This is a genomic window from Agrobacterium sp. V1 (assembly GCF_030518355.1).
GTDB lineage: Bacteria > Pseudomonadota > Alphaproteobacteria > Rhizobiales > Rhizobiaceae > Agrobacterium > Agrobacterium cucumeris.
Genome location: NZ_JAULSF010000002.1, coordinates 891,689 through 917,588, shown reverse-complemented (window position 1 = coordinate 917,588; position 25,900 = coordinate 891,689). Strand labels below are relative to the sequence as shown.

The 25,900-nt window shown below is 59.3% G+C and carries 29 protein-coding genes; 20 read left to right on the top strand and 9 right to left on the bottom strand.

The genetic code is table 11. The features are described 5' to 3' along the window. Positions 1–39: 39 nt before the first annotated feature. Positions 40–1,329 carry an ABC transporter substrate-binding protein gene (locus QSV77_RS18280; RefSeq protein WP_137454782.1) on the bottom strand — a complete coding sequence of 430 codons (1,290 nt, stop codon included), beginning with the start codon at positions 1,327–1,329 and terminating at the stop codon, positions 40–42. A gap of 117 nt (positions 1,330–1,446) precedes the next feature. On the opposite strand from QSV77_RS18280, the gene QSV77_RS18275 reads away from it, so the two are divergent. From QSV77_RS18275 to QSV77_RS18215, 13 genes are all read left to right on the top strand, one after another. Further along, positions 1,447–2,145, top strand: coding sequence for a TetR/AcrR family transcriptional regulator (locus QSV77_RS18275; RefSeq protein WP_302734556.1), 699 nt, complete (start codon positions 1,447–1,449; stop codon positions 2,143–2,145). A gap of 244 nt (positions 2,146–2,389) precedes the next feature. Beyond that, positions 2,390–3,532 carry a Gfo/Idh/MocA family protein gene (locus tag QSV77_RS18270; RefSeq protein WP_065116516.1) on the top strand — a complete coding sequence of 381 codons (1,143 nt, stop codon included), beginning with the start codon at positions 2,390–2,392 and terminating at the stop codon, positions 3,530–3,532. 10 nt (positions 3,533–3,542) lie between these two features. Further along, complete coding sequence (locus tag QSV77_RS18265) at positions 3,543–4,706, top strand: dihydrodipicolinate synthase family protein (RefSeq protein WP_302734555.1); 1,164 nt, start codon at positions 3,543–3,545, stop codon at positions 4,704–4,706. A gap of 27 nt (positions 4,707–4,733) precedes the next feature. Beyond that, the gene (locus tag QSV77_RS18260; RefSeq protein WP_302734554.1) at positions 4,734–5,555 is read left to right on the top strand and encodes a sugar phosphate isomerase/epimerase; all 822 of its coding nucleotides are present in this window, start codon (positions 4,734–4,736) and stop codon (positions 5,553–5,555) included. Between the two features lie 19 nt (positions 5,556–5,574). Continuing rightward, entirely contained in the window at positions 5,575–6,810 is a 1,236-nt protein-coding gene (locus QSV77_RS18255; protein ID WP_142843213.1) for a Gfo/Idh/MocA family protein, read from the top strand. A gap of 333 nt (positions 6,811–7,143) precedes the next feature. After that, positions 7,144–7,317 carry a hypothetical protein gene (locus QSV77_RS18250; protein ID WP_271363251.1) on the top strand — a complete coding sequence of 58 codons (174 nt, stop codon included), beginning with the start codon at positions 7,144–7,146 and terminating at the stop codon, positions 7,315–7,317. A 266-nt stretch (positions 7,318–7,583) separates the two neighbouring features. Further along, positions 7,584–7,793, top strand: coding sequence for a cold-shock protein (locus QSV77_RS18245; protein ID WP_046800412.1), 210 nt, complete (start codon positions 7,584–7,586; stop codon positions 7,791–7,793). Positions 7,794–7,895: 102 nt separating this feature from the next. Beyond that, positions 7,896–8,183: a cold-shock protein gene (locus QSV77_RS18240; RefSeq protein WP_142843214.1), complete on the top strand. Its 288-nt coding sequence runs from the start codon at positions 7,896–7,898 to the stop codon at positions 8,181–8,183. A gap of 28 nt (positions 8,184–8,211) precedes the next feature. Then, positions 8,212–8,448 carry a 30S ribosomal protein S21 gene (gene rpsU / locus QSV77_RS18235; protein ID WP_046800410.1) on the top strand — a complete coding sequence of 79 codons (237 nt, stop codon included), beginning with the start codon at positions 8,212–8,214 and terminating at the stop codon, positions 8,446–8,448. Between the two features lie 34 nt (positions 8,449–8,482). Beyond that, the gene (locus QSV77_RS18230; RefSeq protein ID WP_302734553.1) at positions 8,483–8,698 is read left to right on the top strand and encodes a hypothetical protein; all 216 of its coding nucleotides are present in this window, start codon (positions 8,483–8,485) and stop codon (positions 8,696–8,698) included. Positions 8,699–8,844: 146 nt separating this feature from the next. Next, positions 8,845–9,117: a hypothetical protein gene (locus QSV77_RS18225; protein WP_271363250.1), complete on the top strand. Its 273-nt coding sequence runs from the start codon at positions 8,845–8,847 to the stop codon at positions 9,115–9,117. 87 nt (positions 9,118–9,204) lie between these two features. Beyond that, entirely contained in the window at positions 9,205–9,342 is a 138-nt protein-coding gene (locus QSV77_RS18220; protein ID WP_167379179.1) for a hypothetical protein, read from the top strand. A gap of 600 nt (positions 9,343–9,942) precedes the next feature. Beyond that, positions 9,943–10,230: a hypothetical protein gene (locus QSV77_RS18215; RefSeq protein ID WP_302734552.1), complete on the top strand. Its 288-nt coding sequence runs from the start codon at positions 9,943–9,945 to the stop codon at positions 10,228–10,230. Between the two features lie 371 nt (positions 10,231–10,601). Here the strand turns inward: QSV77_RS18215 and QSV77_RS18210 are convergent, their stop codons facing one another. After that, entirely contained in the window at positions 10,602–11,711 is a 1,110-nt protein-coding gene (locus QSV77_RS18210; protein ID WP_302734551.1) for an acyltransferase, read from the bottom strand. 311 nt (positions 11,712–12,022) lie between these two features. On the opposite strand from QSV77_RS18210, the gene QSV77_RS18205 reads away from it, so the two are divergent. From QSV77_RS18205 to QSV77_RS18190, 4 genes are all read left to right on the top strand, one after another. Further along, complete coding sequence (locus QSV77_RS18205; protein WP_046800405.1) at positions 12,023–12,259, top strand: acyl carrier protein; 237 nt, start codon at positions 12,023–12,025, stop codon at positions 12,257–12,259. 266 nt (positions 12,260–12,525) lie between these two features. Continuing rightward, positions 12,526–13,050 carry an RNA polymerase sigma factor gene (locus tag QSV77_RS18200; protein WP_302734550.1) on the top strand — a complete coding sequence of 175 codons (525 nt, stop codon included), beginning with the start codon at positions 12,526–12,528 and terminating at the stop codon, positions 13,048–13,050. Continuing rightward, a complete protein-coding gene (locus QSV77_RS18195; RefSeq protein WP_302734549.1) occupies positions 13,047–13,994 on the top strand; it encodes a FecR family protein in 948 nt (315 codons plus the stop codon). The genes QSV77_RS18200 and QSV77_RS18195 overlap by 4 nt, the downstream gene beginning before the upstream one ends. A 91-nt stretch (positions 13,995–14,085) precedes the next feature. Further along, entirely contained in the window at positions 14,086–16,590 is a 2,505-nt protein-coding gene (locus tag QSV77_RS18190) for a TonB-dependent receptor (RefSeq protein WP_302734548.1), read from the top strand. A gap of 51 nt (positions 16,591–16,641) precedes the next feature. Here QSV77_RS18190 and QSV77_RS18185 read toward each other — a convergent pair whose 3' ends face one another. From QSV77_RS18185 to kduI, 6 genes are all read right to left on the bottom strand, one after another. Continuing rightward, the gene (locus QSV77_RS18185; RefSeq protein WP_302734547.1) at positions 16,642–17,736 is read right to left on the bottom strand and encodes a glycoside hydrolase family 105 protein; all 1,095 of its coding nucleotides are present in this window, start codon (positions 17,734–17,736) and stop codon (positions 16,642–16,644) included. A 99-nt stretch (positions 17,737–17,835) separates the two neighbouring features. Then, entirely contained in the window at positions 17,836–18,714 is an 879-nt protein-coding gene (locus tag QSV77_RS18180) for an amidohydrolase family protein (protein ID WP_302734546.1), read from the bottom strand. Continuing rightward, entirely contained in the window at positions 18,711–19,847 is a 1,137-nt protein-coding gene (locus QSV77_RS18175) for a D-galactarolactone cycloisomerase (protein WP_302734545.1), read from the bottom strand. The genes QSV77_RS18180 and QSV77_RS18175 overlap by 4 nt, the downstream gene beginning before the upstream one ends. Before the next feature lie 24 nt (positions 19,848–19,871). Continuing rightward, positions 19,872–20,783 (bottom strand): 5-dehydro-4-deoxyglucarate dehydratase, encoded by a 912-nt coding sequence (kdgD, locus tag QSV77_RS18170; protein ID WP_302734544.1) that lies wholly within the window; start codon positions 20,781–20,783, stop codon positions 19,872–19,874. 114 nt (positions 20,784–20,897) lie between these two features. Then, positions 20,898–21,641 carry a 2-dehydro-3-deoxy-D-gluconate 5-dehydrogenase KduD gene (kduD, locus tag QSV77_RS18165; RefSeq protein ID WP_302734542.1) on the bottom strand — a complete coding sequence of 248 codons (744 nt, stop codon included), beginning with the start codon at positions 21,639–21,641 and terminating at the stop codon, positions 20,898–20,900. Next, positions 21,638–22,462, bottom strand: coding sequence for a 5-dehydro-4-deoxy-D-glucuronate isomerase (gene kduI, locus QSV77_RS18160; protein WP_174029516.1), 825 nt, complete (start codon positions 22,460–22,462; stop codon positions 21,638–21,640). The genes kduD and kduI overlap by 4 nt, the downstream gene beginning before the upstream one ends. 137 nt (positions 22,463–22,599) lie before the next feature. Here kduI and QSV77_RS18155 point away from each other — a divergent pair, with 137 nt between their 5' ends. From QSV77_RS18155 to QSV77_RS18145, 3 genes are all read left to right on the top strand, one after another. Continuing rightward, positions 22,600–23,397, top strand: coding sequence for an NAD(P)-dependent oxidoreductase (locus QSV77_RS18155; protein WP_302734540.1), 798 nt, complete (start codon positions 22,600–22,602; stop codon positions 23,395–23,397). An 89-nt stretch (positions 23,398–23,486) separates the two neighbouring features. Beyond that, positions 23,487–24,224 (top strand): FadR/GntR family transcriptional regulator, encoded by a 738-nt coding sequence (locus QSV77_RS18150; protein ID WP_142843225.1) that lies wholly within the window; start codon positions 23,487–23,489, stop codon positions 24,222–24,224. Positions 24,225–24,255: 31 nt separating this feature from the next. Beyond that, complete coding sequence (locus tag QSV77_RS18145; RefSeq protein ID WP_110760129.1) at positions 24,256–24,573, top strand: cupin domain-containing protein; 318 nt, start codon at positions 24,256–24,258, stop codon at positions 24,571–24,573. Between the two features lie 22 nt (positions 24,574–24,595). Here the strand turns inward: QSV77_RS18145 and QSV77_RS18140 are convergent, their stop codons facing one another. Then, entirely contained in the window at positions 24,596–25,828 is a 1,233-nt protein-coding gene (locus tag QSV77_RS18140; RefSeq protein ID WP_302734539.1) for a Xaa-Pro peptidase family protein, read from the bottom strand. Positions 25,829–25,900: the final 72 nt, after the last annotated feature.

Here is a 25,900-nt window from a genome sequence, read left to right as displayed (position 1 = left end):
CTCCCCCACAAGAGTTTCAGATCGAAATGCCATACGCAATCACTTCCGTTTGATAACGGTTTCAGATTCCTTGACGAGGCGGTCACCGCCCTCTTCAGGCGAAATCTTGCCGAAGCCAACTTCCTCCGCCGTGCGTTTCAGGACAAAGGCGAACTCGCCTGCACCCGGGGGTGGCGCCGGCGGCAGATCGCCGACGCCGGGGGTAATCTCGGCGATATATTCCACCATGCTCTTGCTGACCTCATCGAGCTTGGGGGTAAGCGCGTTACGCATGGATTCCGAAGCGGGAACACCGCGTTCAACGCCCAGAATATCGATGCCCTGCGGGTCGGCGACCAGGAAGTTGATGAACCCAACCGCCTGCTCGATGCCGGCGCTGCCATTGGCGACGCTGATGAGCATGGAAGGTTTCAGATAGTGGCCGGAAGGGCCATCCTTCGTGCTCTTCGGATAGGAGCTTATGGCAAGCTTGGCCTTGTTGAGCTTCTGATAACCGACGAACTGGTTGGAATGGGCGAATGCGGTTGCCGCCTTGCCCGTCGTCAGCGGGTTGGTTTCGATATTGAGCTGGTCGAGCGCCTGCACATCGGCCGGCACACAGGCGCCGCTCTTGCGCAGATCCGCCCACAGGGTGAACCACTTGGTCGCATCAGCAGGATCAAAGCCGATACCGCCATCCTGCGTGTAGAGCGATTTGCCGTTCTGGCGCAGCCAGTTCTCAAAGCTCGGCTCCACGCCGCTGGCATCGGCCGTGGCATAATAACCGGGTTTCGGCTTGTTCTTGCTGAGCTTGGCGGCGTTTTCGGCAAACTCCTCCCAGGTCTGGCCGATGGATGGCGGTGTCGCGCCGGATTTTTCCCAGGCCGCCTGATCGAAGAAAACGGCGCTGGAATTGACGCCGAGATTAATGCCGTAAAGCTTGCCATCAACCCGGCCGGAATCGATGTTCATCTTGCCGAAATCTTCGATCTTCAGGCCCTTGCCGATATATTCATCGAGCGGCGCAAGCGCGCCGCGACGGCCATATTCGAAGATGTAACGATAATCCATCTGGATCAGGTCAGGCGCGTTGCGGCCCGCCACCTGCGTGGCAAGGCGCGGCCAGTAATCACTCCAGCCGGCAAACTCACCGGCAATATCGAGATCCGGCTTGACCTGCTTGTAGGCCGATATCGCCTTGTTGGTGCGATCGGCGCGTTCCTGCGACCCCCACCACAACATGCGAAGGCGCGCGGCCTGCGCCTGCGCCGACCCTCCTCCCAATGTTGCAAGCGACAGGGCCGCAAGCCCTGCTGAAAGCACACCTCTCCTGTGAAGCATCATGGGCATTGGCAACTCCTCCCTATTGACTGCCAATTGATGATGAACGTAAACGACACTTGCCGTTTTATAACTAATTGGTTACATGGGAACACTGATCGCAAACATTGTCAAGCGGGTGCTGAAATGGAAGAAACGACAAAAAACCAGCCACTCGATCCGGCTTTGGAAAAAGCGCCTGCGCCCAAGCGCAAACGCGCCACCGCACAGGTGCGAAACCCTGAAAGAACCCGGGCCGCCATCCTTGAAGCCGCCCGCCGCGAGGTGGCCGCCAAGGGGCTGGCGGGGGCACGGATAGATGTCGTCGCCCGCCGCGCCGGCACCAACAAGCGGATGATCTACCATTATTTCGGCGACAAGGATGCGCTTTATCTCGCCGTTCTGGAAGATGCCTATCGCCATATTCGCCACACCGAAAGGCGGCTCGACCTCACCCGCAAGCCCCCATCGGAGGGGCTGCGGGAGCTTGCGCTTTTCACCTGGCATTATTTCCTCGATCACCCCGAGTTCCTGAGCATCCTCGCCACCGAAAACCTCAATAAAGCCCGCTATCTCAGGCAATCCCCGACAATTGCCGCCATGCATTCGAATTTCATTTCGGAGCTGGAAGAGGTGCTGCGGCGCGGCCGTGACACCGGCGAGTTCCGTGACGGCCTCGATCCGATCGACGTCTATCTGACCATCGCTTCACTCGGTGCTTTCTATCTTTCGAACCGGTTCACGCTCTCGACGATCTTCCAGCGCGACCTGACCGACCCTGCCGAACTGGAAAGATGGGGCCAGCACATCGTCGACACGCTGCTTGCTGCAGTGCGGCCAGTCTGAGCCGGCAGAACCGAATTCTCGTTTAACAACAGCAACGACGCGCTTTCGCATCCGCGAAGCGCGTCGTTTTCTTTTGCGGCGCGGTGAAGAAGCCAGACTCCGACCTCTCTCGAAATTTGAATTTTGTCCGCCAAAAACACCTTGACAGATCGCATCCTTCACGACCACAAATAACCAAATGGTTACAAATTGCCATGTTTGACGGAAGCGGCTTTCGGGAAAAGGCCGCCTTGGGAGGAAATTCATGAAACGTATCGGCGTCATCATGCACGGCATCACCGGCCGCATGGGTTACAACCAGCATCTCGTTCGCTCCGTTCTCGCTATTCGCGATCAGGGCGGCGTGCTTTTGAAGAACGGCGAAAGGGTCATGCTTGACCCCATTCTGGTCGGCCGCAACGGCGCAAAGATCGAGGAAATCGCGAAAAAGCATAATGTCGCCCGCTGGACGACTGATATCGATGCGGCGCTTGCAAACCCTGACGATACGCTGTTCTTCGATGCCGGCACGACGCAGATGCGCGGCAGCCTGCTGGAGAAAGCCATCAAGGCCGGCAAGAACGTTTATTGCGAAAAGCCGATTTCCGACACGATGGAAGAGGCGCTGGCGATTGCCCGGCTCGCCGAAAGCGCCGGCATCAAGCACGGCGTGGTTCAGGACAAGCTGTTCCTGCCCGGCCTGCGCAAGCTCGCCATGCTGCGCGACAGCGGATTTTTCGGCAAAATCCTCTCGGTGCGCGGCGAGTTCGGGTACTGGGTGTTCGAGGGCGACTGGCAGCCGGCGCAGCGCCCGTCATGGAACTACCGCCTGAAGGATGGCGGCGGCATCATTCTCGATATGCTGTGCCACTGGCGTTATGTGCTCGACAATCTGTTCGGCCCGGTAAAATCGGTGAGCTGCCTCGGCGCCACCCATATTCCGGAACGTTTTGATGAGCAGGGCAAAGCCTATAAGGCGGATGCGGACGACGCGGCCTATGCCACTTTTGAGCTGGAAGGCGGCGCCATCGCCCACATCAATTCCTCATGGGCGGTGCGGGTGCGCCGCGACGATCTCGTCACCTTCCAGGTGGATGGCACCCATGGTTCGGCGGTGGCGGGCCTGACCAAATGCTTCACCCAGCACCGCACCAATACACCGAAACCGGTGTGGAACCCCGACCAGCCGCAGACCATCGATTTCTACAAGACCTGGCAGGAAGTGCCCGACAATGTAGTCTATGACAACGGCTTCAAGGCGCAGTGGGAAATGTTCGTGCGCCATCTGGTGGATAATGACCCATGGCCCTACGGGCTGATGGAAGGCGTGAAGGGCGTGCAGCTTGCCGAACTGGGGCTGAGATCGTGGAAGGAACGCCGCTGGCTCGACGTTCCCGCAATCTCTTGAGGAGGCTGACGTGAGCGAACTCAAGCTACCGAAGGACGACCGTAGTATCGAGGTCTACAAATTGTCCGGCACGCCCGTCGCGGTTGAAAAACGAAGTGCTGCGGATTTCAACCGCGTCGCTTTCGCCGCCGCCCATGTGGTGGCCGATCCGTTTGCCGATAATGACCCGTGGCTGACGCCCGCCATTGACTGGGATGCGACGTTGCGCTTCCGTCACCGCCTGTGGGACCTTGGCCTCGGTGTCGCCGAGGCGATGGATACGGCGCAGCGCGGCATGGGGCTCGCTTGGCCGCAGGCGCAGGAACTCATCTCCCGTTCGCTGAGGGAAGCAGCCAGCCGCAAGGATGCGCTGATTGCCTGCGGTGTGGGCACAGACCATCTTGATAGTCGCGGTTATGATCTAAACCAGATTATCGACTCCTATCTGGAACAGCTTGATTTTGTTCAGGGAGAAGGCGGGCGCGTTATCCTGATGGCAAGCCGCGCGCTGGCCGCTGCTGCCCGCTCGCCGGATGATTATCTCAAGGCTTATGCCAGGGTGCTTTCCCGCGCCGAGCAGAAAGTGGTGATCCACTGGCTGGGTGAAATGTTCGATCCCGCGCTTGAGGGTTACTGGGGTTCCGGCGACCATATGACGGCCATGGAAACCTGCCTTGCCATGATCGAGGAAAATGCCGACAAGATCGACGGCATCAAGATTTCGCTTCTTTCCAAGGAGAAGGAAATCGCCATGCGCCGCCGCCTGCCCTCCGGCGTGCGCATGTATACCGGCGACGATTTCAACTACGCCGAACTGATCGCCGGTGACGAACAGGGCCATTCGGACGCCCTGCTCGGCATATTCGACGCCATTGCGCCGGCTGCCTCCAAAGCTCTCGCCAGCCTGAAGCGCGGCGCGGACAATGAATTCTTCGATATTCTGGAGCCAACGGTGGCGCTGTCGCGCCATATCTTCAAGGCCCCGACGCGCTTCTACAAGACCGGCGTGGTGTTCCTCGCCTATCTCAACGGGTTGCAGGAGCATTTCACCATGGTTGGCGGGCAGGAAAGCACCCGCTCCACGCAGCATTTCGCCGAGCTTTTCCGGCTGGCGGACAAGGCCAATGTGCTTGCCGAACCGGATCTCGCAACGCACCGCATGAAGGCGTTTCTTTCGGTCCGGGGCATTGGCTGAGGCAGCAGAACCAGGGGAGATATCGATATGAGCCTTGAAGGCCTTTCCATCAATTTCGCCACCGTGCGCCAGGGCGGTGCTTTTGGCGCCATCGTTGATGCCTGCCTTGCCCATGGCATCACCACCATTTCGCCCTGGCGCGAACAGGTGCACGGCGTCGGGCTCGCGGAAGCCGCCCGCATTGTCGAACAGAACGGCCTGCGCCTCAGCGGCCATTGCCGCGGCGGTTTTTTCCCCGCCCCCGATGCGGAAGGCCGCCGCCGTGCCATCGAGGATAATAAACGCGCCGTCGATGAAGCGGCCGCCATGAAGGCCGATTGCCTCGTGCTTGTCGTGGGTGGCCTGCCCGCCGGCTCCCGCGATCTGAAAGGCGCGCGGCAGATGGTGGAAGACGGCATGGCCGAACTTCTGCCCTATGCCCGAGCCGCCGGCGTGCCGCTTGCCATCGAACCGCTGCATCCCTTTTACGCCGCCGAGCGCGCCTGCTTCAACACACTGAAACAGTCGCTTGATCTCTGCGACCGGCTGGGGGCCGGCACCGGCGTCGCCATCGACGTCTATCACGTCTGGTGGGACCCGGAACTGGAGGAGCAGGTGGCGCGGGCCGGCAGGAACGGGCAAATCCTTGCCCACCACATCTGCGACTGGCTGGTGCCGACCACCGACCCGCTCAATGATCGCGGCATGATGGGTGACGGCGTGATTGACCTGAAGGCATTTCGCGGCATGATCGAGGCTGCCGGCTTCCACGGCCCGCAGGAAGTGGAAATCTTTTCGCATCGCTGGCAGGCGCGGCCAATGGACGAGGTTCTGTCCACGGTGGTCGAGCGTTTCAAGACTGTTTGTTGAGATATCCGGGAGAGAGACAATGCCTGAAAGGGTGAAACGCAAACGCTATGCGCTGGTCGGCACCGGCAATCGCGGCACCACCATGTGGGGCCGCGAACTTCTGGCCGGCTGGAGCGATTATGTCGAGCTGGTCGGCATTTGCGACCTGAACCTGATGCGCGCCGAACGCGCCCGCGCCATGATGGGTTCGAACGCACCGCTTTATGACGATTTCGACCGGATGATGCTGGAGCAGCGCCCGGAACTGGTGATCGTCTGCACGCCTGACGATACGCATGACGACATCATCATCCGCGCGCTGGAAGGCGGAGCCGATGTCATCAGCGAAAAACCCATGACCACCACCCCGGAAAAGATCGACCGTATTCGCGCAGCGGAGGCCAAAAGCGGCCGCCGGGTCGATGTGTCCTTCAATTACCGTTTCTCTCCCACCGCCGCGCGGATCAAGGAACTGATCGACGACGGAGCCATCGGCACGGTCACGTCAGTCGATTTTCACTGGTATCTCGACAACCAGCACGGCGCGGACTATTTCCGCCGATGGCACGCCTTTACCGAACATTCCGGCAGCCTGTTCGTGCACAAGGCCACCCACCATTTCGATCTCTTGAACTGGTATCTCGATTCCGATCCCGTCGAGGTAAAGGGTTTCGGACAGCTGCTGCATTACGGCAAGAACGGCCCGTTCCGCGGAACGCGCTGTCGCACCTGTCCGCACAAGGATGAGTGCGATTATTTCATGGATCTCGGCGCCGATCCTTTCCTCGATGCGCTCTATGAAGATCCGTCGAGCATTGACGGTTATATGCGCGATGCCTGCGTCTTCCGCGAAGAGATCGACATCCCCGATACGATGAGCGCCTCGATCCGTTATGCGAGCGGCGTGCAGGTGTCCTATTCGCTCAACACCTATATGCCGATTGAAGGTCATCACATCGCCTTCAACGGCCATAAGGGCCGCATCGAGATGCGCCAATATGAAAAGCAGCCCTGGACGGAGCCGCCGGCCGATGAAATCCTGCTGGTCAAAAGCTTCGGCGGCGGTGTCGAGCATATCTGGGTGCCGCATGAGCCGGGCGGCCATTATGGCGGCGACAACCGCATGCGCGACATGATCTTCAAACCGGGCTCGAATGACCGGCTGCGCCAGCGGGCAGGTTCACGCGCCGGCGCCATGTCGGTTCTCTGTGGCGTGGCGGCGCTGAAGAGCGCCCGCGAGGGCGGCTCCGAAGCGGTGAAATCACTGCCGCTCTAGAATCTTCGGCGCGCGGCCGCTTCGATAGCGGGCCGCGCGCTGCAACTGGCAAAAAGAACGGACGATATTCCGCAGATTACGTGCCTCTTCCATCCCGATAATATGATCATCGGGGGAAGAGAGAGTGAATTATGTCCAGTTTTGAAGCCTTCGTTCCGCTTATCATCATCGGTGCCAGCCTGTTTGTTTTCTTCAAATGGGTGGGACGCGATATGAACAGGGACGAGAAAAAACCGCGATCCCGCCGCTGACGTATGAACAGCTGCCATAACCCGGCACAGCTGCGGAACCTCGCGCTTCTGCCGGCGTTTTCCTTCCAAAGGAGAACAGGCCATGATGCAGCAGAAAAAACCGAAGACAGACGAAAAGAGCCCTTCCAAGGCCGGCGAAATTCCGCCAGCCGGCCCGCACGCCAAACCTTCGCTTACCGATTATGACAAGACGCCGGGCGCAGGCAGCCTGCCGGATGGCGACAACGCGAAGGATGTTTCGCCTGGTGCCGGTTAACACGTATCCCGTGCGGCTGGCAGCTACAGGGCATCGCGGAAAACGTTTTAAAATAATTACTTACAAGAAATACTAAGATAACTTAACGTATTTTCCACCGCGCCCTCGTTGCAAAATTGAAAATTCCGGCTATATTTGCCCAATCGACCATTGCTTGTGACCGACGCTCCAGCCTCCGTGCTCTCGTTGGATTTCCTCTCAAATAATCGATCCAATCCCGCAAGGTATCGCGGGAACCACAACGATTGCTACGAAAGGAAATCGTTATGAACACTGGTACTGTAAAGTGGTTCAACGCCACCAAGGGCTTCGGCTTCATTCAGCCTGACAACGGCGGCACGGACGTTTTCGTTCACATCTCCGCAGTTGAGCGCGCAGGTCTGCGTTCGCTGAATGACGGCCAGAAGGTCACCTACGACATCGTTCAGGACCGTCGCTCGGGCAAAAGCTCCGCCGACAATCTGCGCGCTGCCTGATTTGTCATTCGCGCCGCTGGCGTTAACACGGCAGCGGCGTAATGATTCTGAGAGGTCGGGTTAAGCCCGGCCTTTTACTTTTTTTGGCCATGGGAGGCTCTCATGCGCAAAAATCTTTACCGCTCCGGCGATGCGATTGTCCTCAAGGCGGGCGTCCTTGGCAGCAATCAGCCCAGCGGTCCTGGCCGGATCACAATGGTTCTGCCGGAAACACAGGGTTTGGTTCGTTTCAGGGTTCGTTTTCAGAACGAGAACTTCGAACGGAACATTGCGTCCGATGAAATCGATACCGCTTCGTCCTCATCGAGAGGAATGGATGCGGAAAGTTTAGCACCCCGTGCTTCGGGATCCAGCTGGATCAACTCGAGCACGATCAAAGTCAGAAAATAGCAGCGACGGCTGCTTTTAAGGAGATATTTTGCAGGTCATCGTCAGAGACAACAATGTCGAGCAAGCGCTTCGCGTCTTGAAGAAGAGAATGCAGCGCGAGGGTATTTTCCGCGAAATGCGTGCTCGTGAAGCTTACGAAAAGCCGTCGGCAAAGCGCGTTCGTGAAGAAGCCGAAGCCGTTCGCCGCCACCGCAAGCTGGCGAGAAAAAAGATGCAGCGCGAGGGACTGCTGCCGGCTCCTAAAAAGGCTGCCCGCACCCGCTAATTGCTAATCCTGCCTTCCCGCAAAGGAGAACGTCATGACCGAACCAAAAGAGGCTGTTTTCAAACCCGAAAAACTGTCCTCTCAGGATAAGGCCTCGATGACGGACAAGGCGGCAAGACAGATTATCACTGCCGAATCCGACCAGCGTACGCGCAAGACGGAACGGCTTCGCCAGCTTCGCGAAGCGCAGGAGGCGGCAACCGCCGCCACTTCGCACCCACCTGCCAAAAGGCCATCCGGTAAAAAATAGCGCCGTTGCGCATTTTGCCGTCGTCTACTCGAAAAACCTCTTGAACCTTATACGCAACAGGCGCACCTTTCGCCTGTCAGCAACCTGTTGAAGGGCGCTGGTGATTGAGGACAGACAGTCCTCGCCCCAAACGAAAGGAGGACGTAATGTCTTCCGAGTTTTATTCACCAAGTCTTTCACGCAACCTCGTCCGCACCGGCGGCGCGGGGTATCGGGAAAATGCGTCGCTGCGCCTGCTTCTGAACGCAGCCGAAGAAACGGCCATCCGCCAGGATCGCGACGCTTATTTTGCAGCTTTTCCGGATTTCGGCGTCCAGACCGACGTGTCGAAGAGAAGCGTTCCAGCGGGCCGCATTCGCCTGTCCAAACCGACCCTGTCCTTCGGGAAACAGTCACTGACGGGACCATCCTTGTCCTGACGGTGAAACTGCTTCCCACCCCTGCCCGCCTTGAGCGACGATGCTCAAGCGTCATATCAGATACTGCTTCAACACGAGGAGAACACCATGGCCAAGGGTCAATTGCGTAGCAACAAGGAAGTCCGCAAACCAAAGAAGGACAAGACCAAGGCTGCAGCCGCAGCGCCGACCGGTTCGCAGGTCAAGTTCGCAAACGCCACGACGGCGGACGGCAAGAAGAAATAACGGGGGCGTCTCACGTGGCTGCCGGCAAATTATGGAGGGTAAAACATCCTTTTAATTACCGGACTTGTTTTGGCCACATTGCCCACCTATATAGCTCATATGGCAACTGCTGGTGAGCGCGAATGAAATTGTCGTTCGCAGTTGTTTTAGTCGCTTTAGACTTTTGACCACGGATGTACTGGCACTGGTGTTGAAAGCGATATGAGGAAGGTCGGTGCAATATTGCCCCGGCCTTTTTTGTTGCCTGCGATGCTGCGGATGACAGATGCCGCAGATTACAAATATCTCCGAACGTGCGATAGGCAGCCGAATTAACTTGCCTATCAGCCCCAAAGGGCGCACGATTCCCCATCGGTAATTTATGGGCGTTACCGCCGTCAGGCTGATATGCCGTCCCAAAGCCCCCGTCCTGCGCATGTCGTTGACCGACAGGACTTTTCGCAATTTTTTAAACGACATGCACGGCGGCATCGGCCGGGACACCGGAAATGGTTTTCCTTGGTATCGCCCGTCGTTTCAAAACGTTGAAGCGTCCTTGCATGGCGTCCGGAAGGACGCGTGACGCTCCGGCTTTGTGTACTCCACAGAAAGGAGGATGTCATGTCTTCCACTTGCGACAATTGCATCATTTCATCACAAGACCTGAAAATGCTTCAATCGGTGCTCGAAAGTCTGGGTTATGACCACCACCTCGTCGATGACGAGGCTCTTCTTTACAACAATGCGGCCCGCAAGGTGATACAGCTGTTTCAGGACGGGTTGACCGACCCGGACGATCTTTCGGGCGAAATGCTTTTTCTGTTCGGCGTTCACAAACATGAACGCGTGAAGGCCTGGAAGCCGCTGCCGCGTTACGCGATCCAGGGCCTGCCGCCGCTTTATCGATGATGGAAATGCCCTCGTGCGTTGCATGAAGGGCAACCTTCAAAATCACCGATGAAAATAACGGCTTGGCAAATGCCTTATATCAGGCAAGACTGAAATGGAGCGTCCTGCATGCGTTCACGCGCAACACGGGACGCTTCCCGTATGGAATTTGCAGCATCGGACATTGCAGAACCGCGACTGGCTTGCGGCAATGTCCTGACCGGGTTTCATATCGGCAAGTTTTGCGTCTGCGTGGAGGGTGGAGTATGACGTATGACTGGAGCGGCCGCAGGATGCGGCGTATGCGAGCGGCGAAACTGACGATCATCAGCCTCGTCGCGGCTTTCGTGCTGACGGCTCCGATCTTTGCGCATTACTGAAGCCACGCAAATTTAACGTCCGATCAAACCGTCTGGCTGATTTTGGCCGGCTTTTTTCAGGCGGTTCTTCACCCATTTCTGAACGGGCTGATCATAATGCACCGTCAGCCACCATGACAGGCAGGTCGTCCCGACCAGGAAAACGATACCGGCCGGCAAAGCCATGTTCGTCCCGTCAACCGTGGGTATCAGAAGCTCCGTCCAGGCCAGAAGCGGAATATGCAGGACATACACCGCATAGGACGCCGTGCCCAGAAACGCCGACACCATTGCCGTCCTGCGGCCCGGAACCGTCTGGCTTGCGACAAACAATAACAGCGGCCAGATGAGCAGCACGACCATAAGATCGAAGAATGGTCGAAGCTCCCGCGTCATCGGCACGGCGAGGATGAAGCAGACCAGCAGAAGACAAAGAACAGCCTGTACCGGCCGCAGCTGCGGCACGCGGTTGCGGTAACGATAAATCAGCACGCCGATGAAAAACGAGAAAAATACCCGTCCCATGCCGGCATACATCTCATGCCAGCGAAAACCCGCATGCAAGCGGCCAAACTCAGCGGCGGCCACCATCAGCACAATGGCGCTGACGGCCAGCACCGCAGCCGTCTGTTTCGCCGTCGCCCGCACGCCCCAGCGGGCATAAAACACATTCACCACCAGCTCGTTGAACAGCGACCATGCCGGGCTGACGAGAAACAACGCGCCGTTGAGGGTGAGCGTGAAGGGAGCCGGCAGAAAGAGAAGCCCCGTGACCAGAGCGAAAGCCAGCTCGCCCGGCTCGATATGCCGATGAAGATCATCGATCGGCGTTGGCAGGCCCAGCACATAAAGACAGATGAAGTACGCAGCCATCAGGGCCAGCGCCAGGCCGTAAAGCGGATAAAGACGGGCAAAGCGCGCCTTCATGAAAAAGCCGGGGGAAATCGCCCCCTCGAGCAACTTCCTGCTATAGGCATGCGCCAGCACGAAACCGCTTAAAGCAAAGAACAGATCCACCGCGAGATAGCTCGACGCCGTGCTTTTTCCGAAAAGCTGCTCGGCATGACGGTGAACGATGAAGAGGGCAGCCACACCCCTTACGCCGTCGAGCAATATGAAGCGTTCCGGGGATGATTGGACCATGATATTGGGGCTCGGTGGGGCTGAACGATATTATTCCGCAAAAACGAGGTTTACCGCGCAGCGGCTCATCGCTTCCAGTCACAAACTGTTTAACGCAGCATACACCGCGCAATATTATGAAACACTTCCCCTTGGCCGACACTCTTCCGCAGACGTGAAAGGCATGCTACGTCCGGATGTCATCGATGCTTTGCCCTTTGACTTTGCGCATCGCGCCCCGCGAAAACCGGCTTCGATTTTTGTGAGGGATACCCCGGGCGCAAATTAGGATCGGGCGGATCGGAGACAGGTAACTTTCGCGGAGTCCCATTATGTCCAGCATTGCAGACCGTATCAGAAAAATCATCGTGGACCAGCTGGGCGTAGACCCCGCCACGGTCGTCGATGACGCCAATTTTGCTGACGATCTCGGTGCTGATTCCCTCGAAGTCGTTCAGGTCGTCATGGAAATCGAAGAGGAATTCGGCGTGGAAATTCCCGATTCCGCCGCAAACACGATCCTGACCGTGGGTGATGCCATCCGCTTCATCGAAAAAAACAAGGCTTGATTTTGGGCCTGCCCGGCAGTGGCGGGTTTACCCCCCGCTAACAGCGCCGCAACGGGTCAGGTTTCGACGCAGGCGGCGCGGCCTGTGCCAGACCGTGATATTCACCACAGCGACGGCTAGAAAGACGGCCGGGCGTCATCCTCCCGGCGTATCTTTCGCTGGGCGCAAAAGATATATGATAAAATTAGTCATGTTTATTGCCACGGGGTGATTTTTCACCTATGCAGCCCGGGATCGCTCAATCCTTCCGACCGGGAACCCGCCTCATGTGGAGCAAGCCCACGTCCCGCGCACTTATCGATGACGCCGTACAGCTCTATTATGAGGAGCTGTGCAAGGCCATGAACCGGCGCGGACACACGACTGCCATTTCGCAGGAGATCGTCCACGATCTTTACGTGCGGCTGACCGGCAAACCCCGGCTTCCCGAAAATACCTCGCTCATCCGCGCCTTTCTGGTGCGCGCCTGCGCCAATCTCGGCATCGACCGCCGCCGCCGCGAACAATTCGAGCGCAGGCTGTTTTCCGGCAGCATGGAGGAAGCGCTTGCCGCGCCACAGCCGGTTAATGATGCCGATAGCCTCGCCGACCGGGAACATCGCCTGAAAGTGCTGCGCCGCGCCGTCATGTCGATGTCGCTACAGCGCCGACAGATCTTCCTTGCCAGCAGCATCGGCAACCTGAATTCGGTCGATATCGCCGCGCGAAGCGGCATCAGCAAAAACATGGTCGATCGTCATCTGCGCAAGGCCTATCTGCATTGCCTTGAGTGCCTGGAGGAAACGCTGTGACGGGATCGGCAAAAAGCGCCTCGACGCTGCGCGAAGAGGCCGTCGACTGGTTCCTGCAACGACGGGAAAGCCCGGACGACCTTCTGCTGGCTGCGCATTTCGATGCCTGGATCGCCGGGGATGAACGACATGCAAAGGCTTATGAGCGTGTCCGATGTCTTATGGGCGACGCCGGCGCCCTTCTGGCGGGTGATCAGGCGTTTCTGGCAAAGGCAACGCGCCGGCGCGGCGGCAAAGCCAAAGCGGCGGCGGCCACCATTGCCGGCGTCTCGCTGCTTTCCGCCTTTTACCTTACCGACATGCCCATGCGTCTGCGTTCCGACCATATGTCCGGCACGGCGGAGCAACAGGTCGTTACGACACCGGATGGTTCGACCGTCACCCTGAATGCCCATTCCGCGATTGCACTGCGTTTCTCGAAAGAGGAGCGGCGCGTTGTGCTGCTGCGCGGGGAAATTTTCGTTGAAGTCGCCCCCGATGCGGCGCGGCCTTTTTCAGTCGAGGCGGCAGGCGGCACGACAACAGCGCTCGGGACAGCCTTCGATGTCGATATGCGCAACGAAGCGACGAGCGTGACGGTGCTGGAACACAGCGTGCAGGTGGAAACCGGCAAGCAGGGCCAGAACGGCCGGGTTCATGAAAACCAGCGCGTCGATTATTCGCCCAACGGCCAGCTTGGCAGCATCGAAACGGTCGATCCCTCCTCCGTCGCCGCCTGGCGCAACGGCCGCTTCATCTTCGAGGACAGGCCGCTTGCCGAAGTGGCGGAAACCTTCGAGCGTTATCTTCCCGGCCGCATCGTCATGACGCGGGAGGGCCTGCGGCAAAAGCGGCTGTCGGGCAATTTCGACCTTTCCAACCCGAATGCCGCTCTTGCGGATCTGGCCGCCGCGCTGGAAATCCGCCTCATCAAAGCCGGCCCTTATCTGACGGTTCTTTATTGAGTGAAATTTTTTCACCGGGGGTGTCCTTAAAAAACGGGCCCATTCGTTCGTGGAGCAGAACAATATCTGCCGCCCCGGAGAGGTGCCCGAAATGACCAGACCAGAACCCGCTTTCCGCCACAGGACACGCGCCCGCGCATCATTATTTTCCCTTTTGCTTGCCAGTGCGGCCATGGCGGCTATTCCCGCACAGGTCTTAGCGCAGCAAACCCAGAAGGTGGCGATCAACCTGCCCGCCGGCAACATGGCGACCGCGCTTAATCGTCTCGCCAGCCAGTCCGGCCTGCAAATGGTCTATGACGCCTCCGTTGCCAGGGGTCTGAAAAGCGCTTCCGTATCGGGAACCATGACGCCGTCCGAGGCGCTGGAGCGGCTGCTTTCGGGAACCGGCATTCGTTACCAGTTCATCGGCGAAAAAACCGTCCGCATGGAAATGGCCAACCGTTCCGCCACCGCCTCCGAAGGCGGTGAAAGCACCGTGCTCCAGCCGATTACACTCAAGGGCGGACGCGTCTTCAACGGCGATGCCCCAAGCGTGGTCGAGATCGATCAGGCCGCCATCGAGGCCGCGCAATCCAACTCCCTGCCGCAACTTCTTCAGAAAACCCCGGGCGTCAGCGCCAGCGGCGGCGTGCGCTCGCAAGGGCAGTCCACCTCCATTCGCGGCTTTGCCCGGCAGTCCGACGTGCGGCTGCTGCTGGATGGCGCACCGAAGAATTTCGAGCGTTACGACCAGGGTACCGTCTTCATCGATCCGGAACTGCTCAAGCGCGTGGAAATCCAGAAAGGCGCGACATCCGTCCGTTATGGCAATGGCGGCTTCGGCGGCACCGTCATCATGGAAAGCAAGACGGCTTCCGACATGCTGAAACCGGGCCAGAGCTTCGGCGCATGGGGCAAGACCAGTTTCCAGTCAGCCAACAAACAGAAGCTCGGATCGGCGGCGATCTATGGCAAATCCGATTTCGGCGGCCCGGTGACCTATGACGGGCTTGCCTCGATCATCTGGCGCAAGAGCGACAATATGCGCGTCGGCGGCGGTCAGGTCTATGACGCGTCCAACGACAAGATCACCTCCTTCTCCGCCAATGCCGGTGCCGCCTATGACGGCCATGAGTTGCGCGCTTCGGTCATTTACGGCAAATCTGGCGATTACGGCCCGCTTGCCGCCAATCGCGGTGATCTCGGTCTGACGGCCTATTCCATCAAGACCTATGGTTATGATCTGGCGCGGCTGAGGGCACTGGCCTGGCGCGACATGGAGGATTTTTCCTCAACGCTGAAATATTCCTATGACGGTGACAGCGACCTTGTGAATTTCAAGGCGATGGCGAGCTTTTCCGCCACCAGCCTCGACATGACCCGTCCGGCCATTCCGGGTTTCGTTCCGACAGGCTCGCTCGGCGGCATGCAGGACGACACGAAATATACCGACTTCAAGCTTGAGGCGGAAAACACCTCCAATTTCGAGCTCGGCGGCGTGTCCCATGTCGCCAATTATGGCGTGCAATATATGCGCCATGAGCGGGACTCGTGGATGTATGACATCGCCAACCGCACCAGTGCCCAATATAATTACGGCCGTTATGCCTCATGGATCAAGCCGGAAGGCAAGCAGGAAACCATCGCCGCCTTCTTCCGCGACGAGATCAGCCTGACCGATACGTTCAAGGTGACGCCGGGCATCAGGTTCGACCATATCCGCTCGCAAGGCGTGCCCAATGCCGCGCCGCGTTATAACACACCGGCCGCCGGTCACGATTATTCTGCCGTGTCGCATAGCGGCGCGACGCCGGCTCTCAGCATGCGCTGGGAAGCGGTGCCCGGCACCACCTTCTTTGCCGACTGGGCCTATGCCATGCGCGCGCCGGTCATTGACGAACTCTATTCAAGCCAGAGCCTGGCAACCACGGCGTCGGGAACCTCGCGTAACCTGAAGGTCGAGCGCAACAACAACTTCAATCTGGGTGTTTCCCAGCGTTTTGATGACGTGTTCCAGAACGGCGACAGCCTGACGGCCTCGATCGGCGGCTTTTACAATAACGTCACCAATCCCATCACCCGGCGGTTCGGCAGCGCCAACCTTGCCCGCGTCAAGAATGTGCCCTTCTACTGGAATACACCGTCCTACAAGATTTACGGCCTCGATGTCTCGGCGAGCTATGATTCCGACTACATCTTCGGAAATCTCGGGGTTTCCTGGATGAACGGTTCCCGCAACGGCGCGATCAACGATGTCTATGGTCCAGATACCTATATGAACGACCTGTCGCCGCTGACCGCCAACCTTCAACTGGGTTACAAGCTGCCGGACTGGGATCTGGCGCTGAGCTGGAACGGCCAGTTCGTGGCCCATCAGGAGCGCACGCCCGTCAATCAGGGTACTGGATATTTCTACGCACGGCCCGAAAGCCTGGGTTACGCCGTGCACGGCATCGCTATCGACTGGACACCGAAGGAAGGCATGATGGCCGGACTGGAAGTGCATGCGGCAGTCGAAAACCTGTTCGACAAATATTACTTCCCCTATCTCAGCGACGGCATCGCCGCCCAGCCGGGCCGTAATTTCAAGCTGTCGATCAGCCGCAAATTCTGATCCCGGAAAACCAAAGGGGCGGAAACCGTTTCCGCCCCCCTCGCCCTTTTTTCACCCCGCAAGCAGATTTTCGGCATAGGCCATCATCAGCGGCCCGACGCCTTTGGCGTCATCGGAGACAACCGGCTCGGTCAGGTAATAGTCCGGAGAGCCATCACGATAATTGCCCTCGAAGCCGCCAAGCCCGGCAACATGGACGATGCCGGTTAGGCGGACGACACCCTCTTCATCGGCCTTGAGCCGCGTTTCCAGCAATGCATCAAGCGCCCGGCGGCCAGCCGCGCGGGCAACATCCGCCTCTTTACCTGACAAGAGCCGCAACCGGCTCGCCCGCAGCAAGGCGTAAGCGAACATGGCCGAGGCGGAGGTTTCCTCGTAATTGCCGGCAAGGGCCGGATTATCGAGCACCTGCATCCACAGACCGTTTCGCGTCTGCCGCGCAATAAGTCCCGCCAGAAGCAGACGCGTCTTTTCCCGAAGCTGCGCCGTGCTGTCATCATCCGGCAGGATGACCAGCGCATCCACCAGCGCCATGGCAAGCCAGCCCACCGCACGCGCCCAGATGGCCGGCGATTTGCCGCTTGCGGGATCGGCCCAGCGCTGCTCGCGGCTTTCATCATAGCCATGGACATAAAGTCCGCCGGCATCCGCCGTCAGTGCAAGCGCGGTTGCGAATTGCCGAAGTGCATCGTCGATCAGTTCAGCGCGGCCTGTTGCCTGCGCATATTCGATCTGGAAAGGCAGCCCCATATAGAGCCCATCCAGCCAGACCTGATGCGGATAACGCTTCTTATGCCAATAATTGCCCGCCTTGATGCGCGGATGGCTGTGGAGCTGGCCTGCCAGATGTTCCGCGGCGGCCAGATAACGCGCCTCACCCGTTTCCGCCGCCAGCGGAAAGAGGACACGCCCGGCGAGAACATGATCGATATTATATTCTTCCGGCGCGTAACCGGTAAGCACTCCATCGGCCGATATCTGCGCATCAGCCAGACGATGAAGATGTTCACTCCAGCGCCGGTCTCCGCTCGCCTGGAACAGAAGCTGCAGCCCCCGATAGATACATCCATCCTCATAACACCAGCTGCCACCCTTGTAGTGCCGATATCGGTTTGAGAATTGATCAAAATAATCAGTGGCTTTCATGAGTTTCCTCAACGAGATTACAACACCTGCCAGCCCGACTTGCCAAGACCCTTCAGTCAGGGATGATGGGTTTGCCCTGCCCCATCGTCTCGACGGAAATTATGCCGCAGCTGACGGTGGCAGCTTGAACAGCGCCTCAGGATTATCCACCAAAGCACGTTGGCGCGCAGCGTCATCCGGCAACCAGCCGAGAACCAGTTCCGCAAGACGGGCATCATCGGGATAGGCTGAAGTCTCCCTGATGGAATTATGTGGCCAGTTGGTGCCCCAGACGATGCGTTCCGGCGCATGGGCCGCAATCACCCGCGAAAAGGCGGCGACATCTTCATAGGGCCAGCTGTCACGCGAACTTTCATAGACGCCAGCGAACTTGAACCAGAGATTGCCACGGTCGATCAGTTTCAGAAGCGCCGCCATTTCTGGGCCATCGGTCTTGATGCCCTTGAAAAACTTGCCATGGTGATCGAACACCCAGCGCGAGCGGATTTTCTCAAGACGCGGCAGGTGATCGAGCAGCGTATTGCCATCAAACTGCACCGCCACCATCCAGTCGGCGGCATGCGCCCGCTCGTCCACAGCTTCCAGTTCGGACAGGTTCACCGCACCGCCGGGCAGATCCATGATGCGCGCCCCGACGGCACCGGCAGCGGTGAGGCTTTCCATGTCCTTTTCGGTGGTTTTCGCATCGATAATGACAACCGCGCGGGCCGCCTCGCCGATTTCAGCAACGCAGGCAAGCGTATTGGCATTGTCACGCTGGTGCGCATTGCCCTGGGTGATGATGACCCGGTCGATGCCGAGCCATTGCATCAGCTTCCGATAATCGGCGGGACCGGGAAGCGAGCCCGGCGGCAGGCCCGGCCCGCCCGGCAAGGCGGGGTAGCCGGGCAGATAAAGATGCATCTGCGTATCGACGGCACCCCTCGGAAAAGCAGGGTTCGGCGCTTCACCCGTCAGCTGGCGTTCAAGCTCACTCATGCGTCCGGCATCCTGAATTCGGTAAGGGCATCCCGGTTGATCTCGATGCCGAGACCCGGACCATCGGGAATGGCGACAACGCCATTGACCGCCTCGATCGGCTTGCTCAAAACCGCCTGCCGGAATGGATTATAAGTGCGGTCGAATTCCATGACCGGCTCTATCGGATTGACGCGAACCGGATCTGGCGTCATCGCCGCCATGAATTGCAGCGCGGCGGCGATCTGCACGCCGGTGCCCCAGACATGCGGCACGATGCGCACGCCATGTAACGTGGCAAGCGTGGCGATCTTCTGCGTTTCGGAAAAACCACCGCAACCGCAGAGATCGGGCTGGAGAATATCCACGGCTCCGGCGGAAAGCGCCTGCCACATGCCGTAACGCCCATGCCAGGTCTCACCGCCCGCAACCGGGATCGGCTGGCCGGCCCGCACGCGGGCATAGGCATCCAGCTGTTCGGGAACAACAGGCTCTTCGAACCAGTCGATGCCATAATCGGCAGCGCGGTTGCCGAGCATGATGGCTTCGGTGATGGTATAACCGTGATTGGCGTCGATCATCAGCCGCATATCCGGCCCGATCGCCTCGCGCACGGCGGCGATGACCCGGAGGTCTTCTTCGATGCCGAAACCGATCTTGATCTTGCAGGCATGGAAACCTTCCGCCCGGCGCTCCGCCATCTCGGATGCATTATCGGACACGCGGTCGACACCATCGCGCTTGAAGCTGCCGGTGGCATAGGCGCGCACGCTTTCGCGCCAGCGCCCGCCAAGCAGCATGGAGATGGAAGCACCGTAATGTTTGCCCTTGATATCCCAGAGCGCAATATCAATGCCAGACAAGGCGGTGAGACTGAGGCCGCGCTGGCCCTGATCGCGCAGGGCATTATAAAGCACGGCCCACAGCTTTTCGGTCTGGCGCGGGTCCTGGCCGATAAGCCAGCCGGCATAAGCCTGAACCACGGCGGCGTTCGGTCTTGCCGGGCCGAGGCATTCGCCCCAGCCGACCGTTCCGTCATCGCATTCGATCTCCACCAGAATATGGGCGCGACGATCAAAGCGCATGGAAGCGCTTTCAAACGGCGTGTCCAGCCGGTGTTCGAGCAGATGCGTGCGCACCGCAGTGATTTTCATGACTCCCCTCCCGTCATGCCGTGATCAGGCTTTACGCTTCTGCGTGCCAATCAGGGCTTCGAGCATGCCGATTTCCTCATTGGTCAGGTCTTTCAGCGGCGCACGCACCGGCCCGGCGTTGAAGCCCTGCAGGCGCACACCGGCCTTGACGGCGGAGACGGCATAACCCTTGGCGCGGTTGCGGATCGCCATGAACGGATAGAAGAAATCCGTCAGGATGCGTTCGCAGGTGGCGCGCTCGCCGGCACGCAGCGCCGCATAGAACTCATTGGCAAGGCCGGGTACGAAGTTGAAGACGGCCGAGGAATAGGTGGTGAAACCGGCGCCGAGATAGGCTTCAGCAAACAGTTCCGCCGTCGGCATGCCGCCGAGATACATCAGGCGGTCGCCCATCTTGGCGGTGATCTGGCGCACGAGGCCGATATCGCCGGTGCCATCCTTGAAACCGACAAGGTTCGGGCACTCGTCACAAAGACGCGCCAGCGTATCGGCCTGCAGCACGGAATTGTCGCGGTTATAAACCATGACGCCGATGCCGACCGACTGACACACCTTCTTGATATGCGCGTAAAGGCCTTCCTGCGGCGCATCGATGAGGTAATGCGGCAGAAGCAGGATACCATCAGCACCGACCTTTTCGACCGAGCGGGCAATGTCGACGGCGATCTCGGTGCCGTAACCGCAGCCGGAAACGATGGCGGTTTCGCCGGCCACTTCCTTGGCGGCGGAAACGATGGTGGGGATTTCATCCGGCTTCAGCGAGAAGAACTCGCCAGTACCGCCGGCGGCAAACAGCACCGGCGCTTTATAACCGGCGAGCCATTCGACATGCGCCCTGTAGCTATCGGCCGCAAAACGACCCTCGGCATCGAAATGGGTGACCGGGAAGGACAACAGACCGGAGCCGAGCGCCGTCTTGATTTGTTCAGGGTTCATCATCGAAATTCCTCTGCAAGTTCACTGACTGAAAGCCACCTAAGCCGCTTGCCGCATCTTTGTCAACAATTCATCATACATCTTGTATGATGAATTTCGAAAATCTGTGACAGATTAACGCGCCAGCCAACCGCCATCGACATTGAGAATGGCGCCATGCACGTAATCCGCCGCCGGCGACGCCAGAAATACCGCCGCGCCGGCAATATCCTGCGAGTGCCCCCAGCGACCTGCCGGAATACGCTCGAGGATGGCCTTGTTGCGGGCGGCATCCGCACGCAGCGCCTCGGTATTGTTGGTTTCGATATAACCGGGGGCAATGGCATTCACATTGATGCCCTTGGCGGCCCACTCATTGGCCAGAAGCTTGGTGAGACCGGCAACGCCATGTTTCGCCGCCGTGTAGGACGGCACGCGGATGCCACCCTGAAAGGATAGAAGCGAGGCGATATTGACCACCTTGCCGGAGCGGCCTTTCGCCAGCAGCTCTTTCGCGAAAGCCTGCGTGGTGAAAAACAGCGCCTTGAGATTGACGTCCATCACCTCATCCCAGTCGAGTTCGGAAAACTCGACGGAATCGGCGCGGCGGATGATGCCGGCATTGTTGACGAGAATATCGAAACCGGCGTCGGCGAAGCTGTCCTTCGCCGCCAGCGGATCGGCGAAATCGATGAGCAGTGCGCTCGCCTTGTCGCCTTCCTTTGCGATGATATCAAGCGTTTCATCCGGCGCACGGCGGGCGGCGCAGACCACCTCTGCGCCAGCGGCGGCAAGACCAACAGCAATCGCCTGGCCAAGACCGGTATTTGCGCCCGTCACAAGCGCCTTGCGCCCTTCAAGCGAAAAGGGGTTTCTCATTTCAGATCCCCCGGCTGGATGAAGTCCATGTCGGTATAATCGACATTGTCGCCGGCCATTGCCCAGATGAAGGTGTAAGAGCCGATGCCGGCGCCGGAATGGATGGACCAGGGCGGCGAAATGGCGCCTTCTTCGTTGGAAATGAACAGATGGCGGGTCTCCTGCGGCTCACCCATCAGGTGCAGCACGCGCGACTTTTCATCCATGCCGAAATAGAGATAGGCCTCCATGCGGCGGTCGTGAATATGCGAGGGAATCGTGTTCCAGACCGAGCCGTCCTCAAGCATGGTGTAACCCAGCACCAGCTGGCAGCTTTCCATGACCAGCGGGTGGATGAACTGGTTGATGGTGCGCTTGTTGGAGGTTTCCGTCGCGCCGAGCTTGACTTCCTTGCTGTTGGCAAGCGTCACGAGCTTTGCCGGCAGGCTGCGATGCGCCGGGCAGGAAGTGATGTAGAATCGGCCAGCGCCGTCAAAGGTGACCGCGCCGCTGCCCGCACCGAGGTAAAGCACATCGCCGCGATTGAGCGTGTAGGTCTCACCGCCCGCGCTGACGGTGCCGCTCTCGCCGATATTGACGATGCCCATTTCGCGACGATCGAGGAAGGACGGCGTCTTGGTTTCTTCCACCTTGTCCAGCGTCAGCGGCGCGCCATCAGGCACCGCGCCACCCATGACGAACCGGTCGTAATGGGTATAGATCAGCCTGATTTCACCGGAACGGAACATGTCGTTGGCGAGGAAATGCCGGCGGAGCCCTTCGGTGTCCAGCGTTTTTGCATATTCCGGGTTCACGGCCTGCCTTGTTTCGACGGTCAACATCAAACTCATCCTTCATGATTGTTGCGTATGGCACATAATATATGTTATCCGCTTTTTGTACGATCTGTATGACAAGGTCAAGAGGCGCCGCCATATCTCGACTGCGTCGGAGACGGCAAAGCTGAGGGAGAATGGCAATGAAACGGCTTCTTGTTACCGGTGCGGCGGGCCAGCTTGGCCGCGTCATGCGTGAACGTCTCGCACCGATGGCCGAGATATTGCGTCTTGCCGATCTCTCCCCGCTCGATGCGGCCGGTCCGAACGAGGAATGTGTGCAATGCGACCTTGCCGATGCGGATGCCGTGAATGCCATGGTTGCGGGTTGCGACGGCATCGTTCATCTGGGTGGCATATCGGTGGAGAAGCCCTTCGAGCAGATCCTTCAGGGCAATATCATCGGGCTTTATAATCTCTACGAGGCCGCCCGCGCCCATGGCCAGCCGCGGATAGTCTTTGCCAGCTCCAACCATACGATCGGTTATTATCCCCAGACCGAGCGGCTCGGCCCCGACGTTCCGGTGCGTCCGGACGGGCTTTACGGCGTCTCCAAATGTTTCGGCGAGAACCTCGCCCGCATGTATTTCGATAAATTCGGACAGGAGACGGCACTGGTGCGCATCGGCTCCTGCACGCCGGTGCCCAATAATTACCGCATGTTGTCCACCTGGTTTTCATACGATGATTTCGTGTCGCTGATCGAGGCGGTGTTTCGGGCACCAGTGCTCGGCTGCCCGGTTGTCTGGGGGGCCTCGGCCAATGAAGCCGGCTGGTGGGACAATTCGCATCTCGGTTTCCTGGGCTGGAAACCGAAGGACAATGCCGAGGCCTTCCGGCAGCATATAGCCGAGACCACACCGATGCCGGACCCGAAGGATGCGTTGGTGCGGTTCCAGGGCGGCACGTTTGTCGACAACCCGATCTTCAAGCAAGGCTGAGTGATCAGCGGGATTGCAAGCCGGGCAGCGAATAACGTATCGAGGACATCCGGACGCAACCCCGCACCCTTTTTAGAACGGCGACACAGATGACAAAAGCGACAACCTCCGAACCGGCAGCTCCACAGGGCAGAACGCTTGTGGTGAAGGTTTCGGAGGAACTCCGCAGCCAGATCGCCAAGGGCCGTTACAAGACGGGCGACCGCCTGCCATCGGAAGCGCAGCTGACGCAGGAATTCGGCGTGAGCCGCACCGTGGTGCGCGAGGCAATTGCCTCGCTGCGCTCCGACGGCCTGGTGGAGCCGCGTCAGGGCGCAGGTGTTTTCGTACTGGAGCCCGCGCCCACCGAGCGGCGGCCTTTCCACAATATCGATCTCGCCCGCGTCTCGTCGCTGATCGAGATGCTGGAATTGCGCACCGCCGTGGAAGGCGATGCCGCCGGCCTTGCCGCCATTCGCCGCTCACCGGCGCAGGAAGAAAAGATCATCGAGGCCTTCGACGCTTTCCGCGCCAGCGCCGCCAGGGGCATTCCGACGGCCGAGGCCGATTTTGCCTTTCATCTCGCCGTGGCCGAAGCGACCAACAATCCCCGCTTCAGCGAGTTTCTGCAGGTGCTTGGCCCAACCGTCATCCCGCGCCGCGCCGTGGCTGATAATGGCGCAGAAACCGTGCTTTCACCCGCCGATCTCAGCCGTCTCGTCGGCGAGCATGAAGCGATCCTGATCGCCATACAGGATGGCAACGAGGATGCAGCGCGCAGCGCCATGCGCAACCACCTGAAAAGCAGTCAGACGCGTTATCGCGCCATGCTGCGTGCGCCGCGCTGAAAATCAATATTGCAAGACAGAGGAGAACGACATGCAGCAGCTTCCCAAATTCCCCACCGTTTCGCCCGATGACGGCGTGGAACGCACCGTGCTTTCCGAGGCACCGGAGCTGATGGTCGTGTCCTTCCGGTTCAAGACCGGCGCAGAAGGCAAGCTGCACAGCCATCCGCATGTGCAGTCCACCTATGTCGCCAGCGGCAGCTTCCGCTTTTACCGCGATGGTGAGGCCTATGACCTGCAGAAAGGCGACAGCCTCGTCGTTCCCGGCCATATCGAACATGGCTGCCTGTGTCTGGAAGAGGGTGAACTGATCGACTGCTTCACCCCACGTCGCGACGACTTTCTCTAAAGGCAGGAACGGCGGCAGGCCGTCACTGCCGTGACAGATCCCTGAGAGTGCGTGGCAGGCTGTTCATGCACTCCGCACCTGACGATGTGACGAGGAACTGATCCTCGATCATCAGCGCGCCCAGCCCTTCGCCATAGAAGGGCGCTTCGAGTGCGACCACCATGCCGGGGAGGATGATTTCCGGATTGTCATGGGAAAAGAACGGCCATTCCTCGATACCCACACCGCCGCCGACGGAATGGCCGAAATGACCGCGATAATATTCGCCGAAACCTTGCCTGCGCATCGAGGCCAGCATGGCCGCGTGCACCGCGCCAAAGCTGTTGCCGGGGCGGAGCGCTTCCAGCCCGCAGGCGAAGGCAACCTCCAGCGCCCTGAAAATATCGGCAGCAAGAGCCGAGACCGGCCCCCACGAAAAAGTCCGCGCACCGTCAGAGGAATAACCGTCGACCAGCGTGCCGACATCGGCCTTGATCAGCGCGCCCGGTGTGACCGCCGCCGTCATATCCGACAGGGCCGGACCGACGGAAATATAGTCCCAATGCCCGCTCAGCGAAAAACCGGATGTCGCGGCATATGCCTGCGCACCGGATTTCCAGGCGGCGGAGAGCTGAGCAAGAGCTGCTCCCGGTCGGACGGCGGCCGCCATCTCGACCAACCCTGCCTCGGCGGCGGCTGCCGCCTGCCTGAGAAGTTTGATCTCGCGTTCTGACTTCACCGCCCTCAGACGTTTCAGCACCGTCGAACCATCGACCCAGTTCACCTCGGGCAGCGCCTGCTGAAGCGCTGAAAAATCGGCAGCGGGCATGAATTCAAGATCGGCACCAATGCGCGCTGCAGCCAACCCGCGATCCCGCAAAAGATCGGAGAGCAGGCCGAAACAGGCGGTGCGATCAAACGTCTCCGGCCGCGGCCCACCGGAATTGTTGCGGCGATAGGCATCATCCACCTGCGCGACGGTTTCCACACCCGAAAGATCGACCATATCGATCCAGATGCGATGGCAGCGCAGATCGACATCAGGTGCCGCCTTCCTAATGAGCGGGGCGGCATGATCGCTGACGACGGCGGCGAGCCCTGCCCCGGCATCTGCCGGCACCAGCGCAATCGCGGAACCCGCTTTGCCCCACATCGTCGCCACGCCGGCAGGAGCACCGAGCGCATAACGGAAGGCTTCGGGCTGGAACAGCACCAGCGCATCAATCTCCGCCTCCTGCATCAGCTGCTGCGCACGGCTTCGATCGATATCGCTCATGGGAACCCCGGTGATTGTTTGGCGGCAGGTTTGTGAACCTACGCTTTAGCAGTCGCCGGGAGAGGAAAGAAG